Below are 12139 nucleotides of genomic sequence, written 5' to 3' on the forward strand. Positions count from 1 at the left end.
TGCGCAATCGCGCCATTTATGGCGCTCAGCGAAGCTGAGGACATTTAAGTTTAAGATTTACCTGAGAGAATCGAAAGGCAAATCATCATTCTTTGTACTCTGTACTTTGTACTGTGTACTCTGCTTCAAAAATTGTAATTTGTAAGGATAAACTTGGTACTTGCAATTTCAATTTTCCAATTTGTGCATCTATATTTGAAATAAATTTATAATATTTGGTATTATATATATGAGGTGATTTAATGTCATTTATTTATTCTAATCAATTTGAGTATTTAATAAGAATACTTCTTGCTGGTCTTTGCGGAGGACTTATAGGCTATGAAAGGAAAAATAGGATGAAAGAGGCTGGTATAAGGACTCACTTTATAGTATGTCTAAGTGCTGCTCTTATGATGATTGTATCTAAATATGGCTTTCAAGATCAAATAGGTACAAACAATATTTCTTTAGATCCTTCACGTATTGCAGCCCAAGTAGTAAGTGGAGTTGGTTTTCTTGGTGCTGGAATGATATTTATGAGAAGGCAATCAGTAAAAGGTCTCACTACTGCCGCTGGAGTTTGGGCAACTGCTGGTGTTGGTATTGCTATTGGTTCTGGACTCTATCTTATAGGATTATTTTCATCCGTTGTAATTGTAATAGCTCAAACTATACTCCACAGAGACTTTTCATGGCTTTCTACTCCTAGAACGGAGGAATTAACCTTAAAGATATCAAATGAGCCTGAAGTCATGGAATTTTTAGAACAATCCTTTAAAAAAGCAAATATAGAGATATTAAACTTTAAAGCAAAAAAGGGGAAAATTCATACTGCAAATGAATCTCAAACCTTGGAACTTGAATTTATTCTAAAGGTTCCAGATTCATATGAAATTACTAAATTACTAACCCTAATACAGAACAATCCAAATATAAAGTATCTTGAATTGTGATTGGACAATCATAATTAATAAAGATTGCGAATTAAATCAATTCACAATTCACAATGAAGGATGATTTTCTTCCGCTTTGCTACAGAAAATCTTAAACTTAATTTTTTTATTGCTTTCGCAATAGCACCATTTATGGTGCTAAGCGAAACTTATAATATTTAAATTTAAGATTTACCTGACGAAAGGAAGGCAAATCATCCTTCATTGTGCATTGTGAACTGTGAATTGTGAATTGATTTAGTTGGTTCGCAATAATTTTATATAATGTTATTCTCTTGCAAAAATTCTTTGTCCTTAAGTATCTCTTCGTAGTCTCCATCTCTTATAATAGTATGATTATCTGAAAATACTACAGCCCTTTGAAATACTCCCTGTACATATTCAAAGTCATGTGTTGAGCACAAAATTGTTTTTCCTGCCTTATTTAAATTAAGCATAAACTCTCTAATAAATCTCTTTGTTTTGGGATCAAGCCCATTCATTGGTTCATCAAATACATAAACTTCGGGATTTAAAGCCGTAACTGCTGCAATGGCAACTTTTTTCTTTTCACCACCACTTAAATGATATGGTGGTCTGTCTTTTAAATCTTCTATATTTAGAAATTTTAAGGTATCCATTACCCTTTTTTCTACATCACTTTCCAACATGCCCATTTGCCTTGGTCCAAAAGCAACTTCATCATAAACATTAGAACAAAAAAGCTGAACATCAGAATTTTGAAATACAAAGCCTATTTTTTTATGAAAGCTCTTTGCAAAGCTTTGATTTTTAAGCTTCTTTTCTGTTATCTCATCGCCTTGAAAAAAGTAGTGTCCTTTTTGTGGAAAAATCAAACCATTTATAAGCTTCATTATTGTAGACTTTCCACTTCCATTTACACCTATTAAAGCAACAGCTTCTCCTTCTTTTATATATAAATTTATATTTTCAAGTGCAGCTATGTCTTTATCATAAAAATATGTAACATTTTTAATATCTATCACAAAATCACAACCTATCAAAGTAAAAATATATTAGTATAAATATTATAACAAAAAAAAGACACATATAATCCATCAAGCGAAATTTAAACTTTTCACATATATTATAACTTCCATCAAAGCCTCTGCACTCCATAGCTGAATACATGTCTTCTGAAAATTCCTTAGACTTTATAAACATAGTCCCCAAAATACCTGTTAAAGCTGTGTTTTTGCTTTTATTTCTACCAACAGATTTAATTTTAAGCGCATAAACCATATTTAAACTTAAATCGCTTAAAATAACTATGTACTTTATTGTAATATCCAAAACAAAGATAAACATATCTGGAATATGAAATGCTTTAACTGCTCTTACAAGCTCTTGCCACTTAGTTGTACACGCTAATATATTAGCCATAGCTGCTGAAAATACAACTTTTAAAAGTATCATTAAAATATTATTTCCATAACCAAATAAAAGCGACGGCAATAATATAATAGTTGTAAAAATTCCAATTCCTAAAACCGTCTTTAAAACATATTTAAGATTGTCTGTAGAAAGTAAATTTATCAAAACAAGCAAAACTACATTTGAAATTATGACAAAAGTGAATTTCTTGGTTAATGCCACAAAAACAATCATAACAAATATTGCGATAAGCTTAGTAACAGCATTTATATTGAATTTATTTATTCTATTATTTTTATCCATTTTAATTCTAGAAATAATCTCTAATATTGATATTATATTTTTTTGTATAAAACCATCTTTATCCTTTGGAGGTAAATAATTATCCTTTTTTAGCATCCACTCTGGCAAGTAAAACACCCCTAAACCAGAGTACAGATGACAGAGTACAGAGTACAGTTAATGGGGATTTTCCTCCGCTTTGCTACAGAAAATCTTATAACTTATTTTTTGATTGCTTGCGCAACCGCTATATTATGTTGTTCAGTGAAGCTGACAACATTTAAGTTTAAGATTTACCTGACGAAAGGAAGGTAAATCATCCTTAACTGTACTCTGTACTCTGTACTCTGTACTCTGTACTCTGTACTCTGTACTCTATAATTTGTACTTTGTACTCTAAATATTTTCTTTTTTCCCGCTTGCTATCAATCTAAATATTATCAGAAAAATTGCTACTCCTGCAACTGCAGATAAAATATATCCCGCTACTTCTGGAAGTCCAGAAACCGAATAATCTCTCATTAAGGCTTTATAATGAAATCCATTTGTCATACCCTTAGGTACATATCCAAGGGCTTTTCCATTTGCAGTCACTGTTTTTATTTCATTTGCTCCCCATTCTCCCCAAGCTGTTCCTGATGCTATAAGACCTAAAGGAGTGAGACAAATTAAAATAGCTATAAGAATATAAATTGGCTTTTTAGTTTTCTTTGAACTTTCATAAATAATATCTGGTGATACCTTTCTAACAAAAGCAAGTACCCCTGCTGTTATAATTGCCTCTAATACCCCTGCCACTGCAAGATGTGGAATAAGCATTGCTGGTATTGTAACGTGCAACGGATATGGACAGTATAATGGCATACCTGCTGCATCCTTAAATAAAAGTGGCTGTACACCAAACTCCACTGCTGCACAAAATGCTGCAACATTTATACCTAAATATGATCCTATTATTGAAGAAAGGTACTCTCCCTTATCACCCTTAATCATCTGCTTCAAAAATTTATAAATATTGTATCCCACAAATGGAATAACAAATGCCATATTAAAACAATTTGCCCCAAAAGCTAAAATTCCTCCATCGCCAAACAACAGGGCTTGAACTAAAAGAGCAATAGTAATAGAAATTGTTGCTGCCTCAGGACCTAAAAGTATAGCTATTAAAGTTCCTCCTACAGCATGACCTGTAGTTCCGCCAGGAAGCGGCACATTAAACATCATAGTCAAAAATGACAGTGATGCTCCAACACCCATTAAAGGCATTCGTTTAGAAGACACCTCTTCCCTCACCTTTTTTATTGATCTTGCCCATATTGGAACCATAACAGCTCCCATTACGGCACAAGTTGCTGGGCTTAAATAATTATCCGGAATATGCATTAAATTATCTTCCTCCCCCAAAATATAAAACCACAAAAATTGATAACTTTTTTAGAAATCAACCTTCGTGGTTTATTTTTAATCAATAATATATTATATTCTATATAGTGTATTTTATATGCCATCGTGGCACATATATTATATATTACCGCACAATAGAAACCTTGTAAATTCCAATTTAAGAATTTTTATATTATAATTTAATATAAGAAGGATTCACCGTACTGATAATTATTTAATACTTAATTTAAAATTATTGCGAACCAAATCAAGTGAAGGGTTTTAACTTCGCCCTGCTCATTAAAAGACTAACTTTTTCACTTACATGAAAAGTGAAGGGTTTAACGATGCTACGCACGTTAAAGGTGAACTTTTCGGCTAATGCCGAAAGTTAAGGTTATTTTTCCTCCGCCTTGCTACGGAAAAATTATAAATTTAAATTAAAGATTTTCCATAGCAAAGCGGAGGAAAATCAACATTTACTTTTTACCGAAGGTAAAACCCTTCACCTTTGACAAGCGCAGCTATGTCAAACCCTTCACTTTTCACATAGTGAAAAAGTTAACCTTTTAAAGTGCAAAGCATCGTTAAAAACTTTCACTTGAGTTGCTTCGCAATGTTTAAAAACTACATTTAACTAAGGGGGGGTATAATGAAAATAGCTGTAATAGATGCTCAAGGTGCCGGTCTTGGTCAAACAATAATAAAAGAGCTTATTAAAGAGATACCTGATAATATAGATATAACTGCTCTTGGAATAAACTCACTTGCCGCTTCTAATATGCTTAAAGCAGGCGCAACTCACTCCATAAGTGGTGAAAAACCAATATGCGCTTTTTTTAAGGCAAATAAAATTGATTGTTTAATAGGTCCTATCGGAATTATATGTAGTGGAGGTATAAACGGAGAAGTAACTCCCTCAATTTCTAAAGCAATCTTTAATATGAACTGTGCCAAATACATATTACCACTTCAAATGCATGGAATTTATATACCTGGTACAAGAAACCTTAAAATAAAAGATATGATTGAAGAAATAGTACTAGATATTAAAAAAAATATCTAGTACTATTTCTTCAATCTAAGATGCTCTTTCTTCTTCCTTATCCTTCATAGTGCTATGTCTCACACCATATCCAAAATAGACAACCATTCCTATTAAAAACCAAATTATAAATCTAAGTTGTGTTTCTATATTAAGTTTAAATATTAAATATCCGCAAAATACAACTGCTGCAATGGGAATGATAGGAACAAGTGGACATTTAAATGGTCTCTCTATATCTGGTCTATTTTTCCTTAAAACTATTACACCTATGGAAACTATAATAAATGCAGCAAGAGTTCCTATATTAGTAAGTTCTGAAACTATTCCAATAGGTAAAAATCCTGATATAATAGCAGCCGCTACAGAAACTATTACTGTACTCTTAATTGGTGTCTTAGTTTTTTCATTAACTTGACCCAAAAACTTTGGTAAAAGACCATCCCTTGACATTGCAAAAAATATTCTTGTCTGCCCAAACATCATAACAAGTAAAACTGATGTTAATCCAAACAATGCCCCTACAGAAACTAGTGCTGAACCCCAATTAATTCCTATTTGTTGAAGTGCATAAGCTACTGGTGCAGAAACACCCTTGTACTTGTAGTATGGTACAACACCTGTTAAAATCAAGGATACTATAATATATATAACTGTACATATAAGTAATGAAAAAATTATTCCCCTTGGAAGGTCCTTTTTTGCATCTTTAACTTCCTCAGCCGCTGTAGAAACAGCATCAAAACCTATATATGCAAAAAACACATATGCAGCTCCCTGAAATACTCCATTCCAACCATAAGGCATAAATGGATGCCAATTTGATGTTTTTACATGTCCAACTGCTAAAATTATAAACAAAACAATAACCGTAAGTTTTATAGCAACAACTATATTATTTAGCTTTGCACTTTGACTTACTCCTCCAATTAAAAGCATACCTATTGCTAAAACTATAATAACTGCAGGCAAATTAACAACCCCACCTTCAAATGGTGATGCTAAAAGACTAGTAGGTAAACTAATCCCTATACCCTTTAAAATATTATCTGCATAGCCTGACCAACCAATAGCTACAGTACCAATTGACACTGTATACTCCAAAACTAAATCCCAACCTATAATCCATGCCCATATCTCTCCAAGTGCGGCATACCCATATGTATACGCACTTCCTGCCACTGGCACAATTGAAGAAAATTCAGCATAACAAAGGGCAGCAAATGCACATGCAAGACCAGATACTATAAATGATAATATAAGTGCAGGCCCGGAAAAATTAGCAGCCGCAACGCCTGTTATAACAAATATTCCTGCACCTACTATTGCTCCAACTCCAAGCATAGTAAGTTCAAAAGTTCCCAAAACCTTACTTAAAGATTTATCTCCCTTTGTTTCTTTAACTAAATCACTAATAGATTTAGTTTTAAAAACATTTTTCATACCTTTCACCCCATTATAAATTTATTAAAGTATTGAGTATTTTTTTGACAAAATGTTTACTTTTTTTAGTATTTGTAATTAATTATATCATTATTTTTTAATAATGCAACATTATGCATATTTAAGCACATAAAAATTTTGCCATTTTAACAACATATAATTATAAGCCATTCAAAATTATTTCTAGCTTTTAATTTTGCATAATTATATAATATAAATAATTACTTTATATTTAATTTAGCTATTTTGGAGGTTATTCTATTGCAAGAAAAATGTAAAAAAGATGATAATAATAAAATATGCATTGATATAAATGAAGAAGCCTGGAATAAAGAAACTTACAACGCCTGGATTGAACGATTTGGAACTCCAAAGGAAGCCGCAGCCAAAATTAAAAAGGACCCATCAAAAATTTTATCTGTACTTTACAGTAAATTTGGAGATGTGAAAGGCAAAAAGATAATGAATCTCATGGGCTCTAACGGAAATAGAGCTGTAGCACTTGCCCTGCTTGGAGCTGATGCAACTGTAGTTGACTTTTCTGAAGGGAATAGGCAGTATGCTTTAGATTTAGCAAAAGAAGCTAATGTGGAAATAGAATTTATACTAAGTGATGTGCTTGAATTAAATCAATATAAATTAAGCAATTCTTTTGATATAGTTTTTGCAGAAATGGGAATACTCCATTATTTCTTAGATTTAAAGCCTTTTATGAGTTTAGTTTACAGTCTCTTAGCACCAAATGGAGCATTTGTTTTAAGAGATTTCCACCCTGTTTCCACAAAGCTTATATCTTCAAGAGGATCAACTGCAAAGGTAAGAAAGCATAAAGTAACGGGTGACTATTTTGACACAACCTTAGAAGAAAAAGATGCTGCTTATTCAAAATATTTAAACTCAGGTGAAGCTCCAAAGGTTTTGCTTAGGAAATGGAATCTTGGTGAGATAGTTACAGCTGCCGCAGAAAGCGGACTTATAATAAAAAGTTTAGATGAGGAACCTAATTTATCGTGTGAAAGCTTTGATAAGGGAATTCCAAAAACATTTACACTAGTAGCAGCAAAAACTCAAGCAGAGTACAGATGACAGAGTACAAAGTACAGTGAAGGTTGATTTACCTTTCGCTTCCCTCAGGTAAATCTTAAACTTAAATGTTGTCAGCTTCGCCGAGCACCATACATGGCTCGATTGCGTAAGCAATAAAAAAATAAGTTTTTAGATTTTTCTACGCTGGCGTAGAAAAATCATCCTTCATTCGGATTGGCCCCCCAGAATGGGAATAATTTATTCAAATACTCGCTAATTCTTAGAATTTCATTTTTTTGATATGGTACTGATTTTCAGTACCATATCAATATTATAATCTTACAACTAAATTCTCTTTAAAATTAGAATTTTTTAGATTGTAAAAACCATCAGGTGTTTTATAACCTATTGCTGAATGTATGCGTTTAGTATTATACCCATTAACATAGTTCATAATGGTTTCCTCAGCCTCTTTAAAGTTTTTAAATAGTTTTCCTGCAAGACACTCATCTTGAAGATATCTATGATATGATTCTATGTGAGCGTTGTAATTAGGACTTTTAGCTGGTATTCGCTCATGTGTTATTTTTTCACTAATGCACAGTTTTTCAAAATCATGTGCAATAAATTGAGATCCGTTGTCAGTGCGGATTATTAAGCTTTCTGATTTTCCTTTGATTTTGCGCGAATATAAGGCTTTTAACACTGCTTCTTTAGCACTTTCTGAGTTAGGTGATAAAGATAATACACATGAAATAATACTTCTGTCAAAGATGTCTATTATAGATGCCAAGTAGGCTACTTGTCGTGTCTCGGCTATATAAATGTACTTCGTATCCATTTCCCACAAAGTATTTGAAGTTTTAATTTCATGGTTTTTACATATACGCTTATAATGTTGTATATGCTTTCTTTGTGCCCTTAAAACACCCATTAGAGCCATCAGTCTATACACTTTCTTTTTGTTTATTTTTAGATTATATGTTTCCCTTAATACTGCTGTGACTTTCTTATATCCATAAAACTTTCCATATTGATCATTCAGAATGTCCTTAATGTATTTTTGAATATGAATGTCATAGACTTTTTTACAAAGTTCGTTATTGATATAACTAAATCCAGGTATGACTCCGTCATTCCTTTTAATTGGTTTGAATGGTTGGTCTATCAGGCTTCGCCAACGATAATATGTTGATGATTTTAATCCAATAATATTAAGCAACATTAAAGTTGGAGCTCCTGTAGAAATCCAGTCATTTGCAAAGATAAATGGATCAAAAAGATTCAAATCTTTTTTTTTAACATATCTTTTAATACAGCAATTTCTAGTTCTAGTTCCCTTTTTTCTTTCGTAAGCAATGCACATTGCTTTTTGTAATCAGGTATTGGACCATCAAGTTTTTTAGGCTTTTTTTGCATTAATGTTTGCCCATACTTGCGATAGCAAGACTTCCACCTAGAAAGTAGTCCAGGATTAATATTATATTTAGCTGCCACCAACGAATTGCTACCATATTGGAGAGCCTCTTCTACCATGTTCAATCTTTCTTCTTCTGTATATTTTCTTGTAAAATTCATAAAGACCTCCTCTTAAAGCTCTAAATTAATTCTAAATTATCTGAGTGAATTATTCCAGCTTTATGAGGGGGCCTATGAGCATTGTACTCTGTACTTTGTACTTTGTACTCTGCTCTAAAAATTGTAATTTACATAATCCATTTGATATGTGCAATTTCAATAGTTAAACTGCTTCACTATATATAAATATTATTTTATTTGAAACTTTAGCAATGCTGTATTATCGTCAACAAACATAAACACTAATCCAGTATCATTTTTGGGCTCTTCAAAAACTAAGCTGCCACTAACTTCACCGCCTGGAACAAGTTCGCCATCCTGTAATTCGGTATCCTTATCAACGCTAACAATTGTGGCGTCACTAATCTGTCCTTTACTGTTTTGCATTTTAAAGTCCTCTTGTCCATAACTAATATTCTTGTCAGTGCCACTATTTTTTTCTTTGATAGAAACTATTACATATTCCATTCCATCTTTAGGTTTTTCAATATCATTTCCATTAGATTTTGTAACCTTTTCTACTGTTATTGATGCTCTTCCATATGTGGCTTGTTGTCCTATCTGATATAATTTAGGATCAGTTTTTTCTTTTTGAGAACTGCCAGAAGTTTCTTGTGAAAGAGTATTAATCGCTTTTGATAAATTACCGGTTATTGCGTTTATTAAATCATCATTTGATTTAATTAGCCATGTTTTTTTATTTGCATCTTTTACTAGATTTAAATTAACCTCATTTGATGTCATAGTTACATTTTTTGCTGAAATACTCTTAATATAATAATCATCTATTAATTGTTCTTCTTTCTTTTCGTCTACATTTCCACTCATAGCTGTTGCCATAATAGTGGGAAGTAAATCAGTTGCCATTTTACTTGTTATTTTTACTAAGTCTGGTGCTGTAATATTAACTTTAACTTTTGCCGTATCTCCTGAAACAGTGGAAGATATAATCTTATATTGTATTTTAGGTAAAAGCTTGTCAACAATCTTCTTTTGATTTTCATTACTATATGTAAGCTTTTTATTACTGCCCTTCAAAAATGTAGCTGCAGTCTTAATATCGTTTTTGCTTAATGCATTAAAAAAACCTTTCACAGCTTCATCAGGCTTTTGAGCTCCGCATGCAGTTATAGAAATAAGCAAACAAAAAGAAGTAATTAAACCTATAGATTTTTTTAAAAATAATTTCATCATGTGTCCCCCTTTATTTCTTTTAAAGTATATCACCTTACTCCTTTTATTTGCAAATTATGAAATAGTTTTATTAAAAGTTTCTTCCTTCTAGAACATCCACAGTATTCATATTTTTAAGAAATCTAATTGTAGGTATAGAAGAAAATCCTCCAACTGCAATAGGTACAATAATGCTTAATATAACATACCACTTATTATAAACCTCTACAGGAACTCCTTTAGGAATACAATATATACCGTTAAACATGTTTCCCCCTATAATGCTCAAAGCAATCCCGAAAACAAACCCAACTACTATTACTATACACATCTCCTTAAACAACTTAAAAAATATATCTAACTTAGTATATCCAAGCGCATCAAGTATAGAAAATTCGCCAACTCTATCAAAGAAATGGATATAATTCATATTTCCTATGGTAAAAGTTAAAACAAAAGTCGTAATAATAAGAATTACGACAGCAAATACAGTAAACATAGGGAAAAAACCACCTATATCATAGTTCATCATTGTATAATCTACTAATGTTATTTGCTTGTCTTTATGTGAATTAATATAATCATTAACTCTGCTCATTCTTCCTTCCTTAGGTATAATTATTATTGAATTTACATCCTTCATTACACTCTCATAACTTTTAATATGACCAAAGGCAATAATGTTTTTGCCATTATATATGCCTACAACTTTGTAACTTTCCGTAAGGTTCTTGTCTACTTTTTCTCCTAAGTAACTGCCTAATTTAAGCTTTTTACTTTTAGCATAGTTATTACTTATTAAAATTTCATTATCCTCACGCGGGATTCTTCCACTGGCTAGCTTAAAGTTCATTTTTTTCATAAGATACTCTGTATCCCTTTCGCTTGTGAAAAAAGCTGGTGAACCACATGCTGCTATAAGGACATCTGCTGTTATGTTCATTGCCCTTTTAGAATAAATAATTCTATCTATGTCTTTATTAGTTTTAAGTTTATCAATATAGCTTTGCTCATTTTCTTTAGCAGGATTTATCGTTATATATGATAATTTTTCATATGGCTTTAAAACATTATCCTGCATTTGGCTTTCAATTCCGCCTCCAATTATACATATAAAATACATTAAAAAAACACCTAGCGATACTACAAGAATTTGTGGAATGAACTTTTTTAAATTGCACTTTAAATATAAGAATACGCTTAAGGATTTTACACTCATAGCGTATTCACCACCCTTTCTTCGGTATCCTCTATAGTTCCATCCCATACCTTTATTATTTCTTCAGCTCCAGATAATATGGATTCATCATGAGTTACTACTAAAATTGCAGCTTTCCCCTTAAACTCTTCTAATACCTTCATTACCGCAAAGGCATTTTTATGATCTAAAGATGCTGTTATTTCATCTGCAAAAATTACTTTAGGATCATTTATAAGCGCTCTTGCAACAGCAACTCTTTGTCTTTGTCCACCTGACATTTTAGCTGGCCTTTTATTAATCTCCTTTTCAAGTCCAAGTCTCACTAACAAATCTTTCGCCTTATCTATATCTTCTTTTTTATTTGAATTTAATGGTACAAGCACGTTTTCAAGGGCTGTAAGATAATCCATTAAAAAATGTCTTTGAAAAATAAAACCAAACTCTTTATTTCTTATTAAAGACATCTCTCTGTTTTTTATATCCTTATATGACTTTCCTTTATAGCGCACTTCCCCCGAGCTTACCTTTCTAAGTCCACTTAAAGTATATAGAAGGGAGCTTTTTCCACTTCCAGAAGGTCCGAGTATACCATAAAAGCAATTTTCTTTTATATTAAGATTTATATTTTTAAGTGCATATGTCTCCTCATCATGCCCAACATCATAAATCAAATTTACATCCTTCATCTCTAAAAGCATG

At 31.8% G+C, this 12139-nt stretch carries 12 protein-coding genes; 3 read left to right on the top strand and 9 right to left on the bottom strand.

Features of this window, described 5'->3' with window-relative positions; genetic code table 11:
• The first annotated feature begins 242 nt into the window (after positions 1-242).
• Positions 243-935 (top strand): MgtC/SapB family protein, encoded by a 693-nt coding sequence (locus tag CUEA01_RS03120; RefSeq protein WP_234117952.1) that lies wholly within the window; start codon positions 243-245, stop codon positions 933-935.
• A gap of 257 nt (positions 936-1192) precedes the next feature.
• Here CUEA01_RS03120 and CUEA01_RS03125 read toward each other — a convergent pair whose 3' ends face one another.
• The 3 genes from CUEA01_RS03125 to cbiM all read right to left on the bottom strand — a co-directional run bounded on the left by CUEA01_RS03125 (position 1193) and on the right by cbiM (position 3974).
• Positions 1193-1921 carry an energy-coupling factor ABC transporter ATP-binding protein gene (locus CUEA01_RS03125; protein ID WP_234117954.1) on the bottom strand — a complete coding sequence of 243 codons (729 nt, stop codon included), beginning with the start codon at positions 1919-1921 and terminating at the stop codon, positions 1193-1195.
• 4 nt (positions 1922-1925) lie between these two features.
• Positions 1926-2720, bottom strand: coding sequence for an energy-coupling factor transporter transmembrane component T family protein (locus tag CUEA01_RS03130; protein WP_234117956.1), 795 nt, complete (start codon positions 2718-2720; stop codon positions 1926-1928).
• A 267-nt stretch (positions 2721-2987) separates the two neighbouring features.
• On the bottom strand, positions 2988-3974 hold the full coding sequence (gene cbiM / locus CUEA01_RS03135) for a cobalt transporter CbiM (protein WP_234117958.1): 987 nt from the start codon (positions 3972-3974) through the stop codon (positions 2988-2990).
• Between the two features lie 652 nt (positions 3975-4626).
• Here cbiM and CUEA01_RS03140 point away from each other — a divergent pair.
• The gene (locus tag CUEA01_RS03140) at positions 4627-5040 is read left to right on the top strand and encodes a DUF3842 family protein (protein ID WP_234117960.1); all 414 of its coding nucleotides are present in this window, start codon (positions 4627-4629) and stop codon (positions 5038-5040) included.
• Between the two features lie 15 nt (positions 5041-5055).
• On the opposite strand, the gene CUEA01_RS03145 is transcribed toward CUEA01_RS03140, so the two are convergent.
• Positions 5056-6462, bottom strand: coding sequence for an amino acid permease (locus CUEA01_RS03145; RefSeq protein WP_235699809.1), 1407 nt, complete (start codon positions 6460-6462; stop codon positions 5056-5058).
• A gap of 261 nt (positions 6463-6723) precedes the next feature.
• Between CUEA01_RS03145 and CUEA01_RS03150 the strand changes: the two genes are divergently transcribed.
• The gene (locus CUEA01_RS03150) at positions 6724-7548 is read left to right on the top strand and encodes a class I SAM-dependent methyltransferase (RefSeq protein ID WP_234117965.1); all 825 of its coding nucleotides are present in this window, start codon (positions 6724-6726) and stop codon (positions 7546-7548) included.
• Positions 7549-7819: 271 nt separating this feature from the next.
• Here CUEA01_RS03150 and CUEA01_RS03155 read toward each other — a convergent pair whose 3' ends face one another.
• The 5 genes from CUEA01_RS03155 to CUEA01_RS03175 all read right to left on the bottom strand — a co-directional run bounded on the left by CUEA01_RS03155 (position 7820) and on the right by CUEA01_RS03175 (position 12138).
• Entirely contained in the window at positions 7820-8776 is a 957-nt protein-coding gene (locus tag CUEA01_RS03155; protein WP_234117968.1) for an IS3 family transposase, read from the bottom strand.
• Positions 8773-9066: a transposase gene (locus CUEA01_RS03160; protein ID WP_234117970.1), complete on the bottom strand. Its 294-nt coding sequence runs from the start codon at positions 9064-9066 to the stop codon at positions 8773-8775. Before CUEA01_RS03160 ends, CUEA01_RS03155 begins: the two co-directional genes overlap by 4 nt.
• A 189-nt stretch (positions 9067-9255) precedes the next feature.
• On the bottom strand, positions 9256-10257 hold the full coding sequence (locus CUEA01_RS03165) for a DUF4352 domain-containing protein (protein ID WP_234117972.1): 1002 nt from the start codon (positions 10255-10257) through the stop codon (positions 9256-9258).
• A gap of 73 nt (positions 10258-10330) precedes the next feature.
• Positions 10331-11458 carry an ABC transporter permease gene (locus CUEA01_RS03170; RefSeq protein ID WP_234117974.1) on the bottom strand — a complete coding sequence of 376 codons (1128 nt, stop codon included), beginning with the start codon at positions 11456-11458 and terminating at the stop codon, positions 10331-10333.
• Positions 11455-12138, bottom strand: a complete 684-nt coding sequence (locus CUEA01_RS03175) for an ABC transporter ATP-binding protein (protein ID WP_234117976.1) — start codon at positions 12136-12138, stop codon at positions 11455-11457. The genes CUEA01_RS03170 and CUEA01_RS03175 overlap by 4 nt, the downstream gene beginning before the upstream one ends.
• Position 12139 lies beyond the last annotated feature (1 nt).

This window comes from Clostridium hydrogenum (genome assembly GCF_021432385.1).
Taxonomy (GTDB): Bacteria; Bacillota; Clostridia; order Clostridiales; family Clostridiaceae; genus Clostridium_S; species Clostridium_S hydrogenum.

What these genes read in the sequence shown, in the direction of transcription:
- CUEA01_RS03120 (WP_234117952.1), top strand. Translation starts at nt 243, where the DNA reads ATGTCATTTATTTATTCTAATCAATTTGAGTATTTAATAAGAATACTT.
- cbiM (WP_234117958.1), bottom strand. Translation starts at nt 3,974, where the DNA reads ATGCATATTCCGGATAATTATTTAAGCCCAGCAACTTGTGCCGTAATG.
- CUEA01_RS03140 (WP_234117960.1), top strand. Translation starts at nt 4,627, where the DNA reads ATGAAAATAGCTGTAATAGATGCTCAAGGTGCCGGTCTTGGTCAAACA.
- CUEA01_RS03145 (WP_235699809.1), bottom strand. Translation starts at nt 6,462, where the DNA reads ATGAAAAATGTTTTTAAAACTAAATCTATTAGTGATTTAGTTAAAGAA.
- CUEA01_RS03160 (WP_234117970.1), bottom strand. Translation starts at nt 9,066, where the DNA reads ATGAATTTTACAAGAAAATATACAGAAGAAGAAAGATTGAACATGGTA.
- CUEA01_RS03165 (WP_234117972.1), bottom strand. Translation starts at nt 10,257, where the DNA reads ATGAAATTATTTTTAAAAAAATCTATAGGTTTAATTACTTCTTTTTGT.
- CUEA01_RS03170 (WP_234117974.1), bottom strand. Translation starts at nt 11,458, where the DNA reads ATGAGTGTAAAATCCTTAAGCGTATTCTTATATTTAAAGTGCAATTTA.
- CUEA01_RS03175 (WP_234117976.1), bottom strand. Translation starts at nt 12,138, where the DNA reads ATGCTTTTAGAGATGAAGGATGTAAATTTGATTTATGATGTTGGGCAT.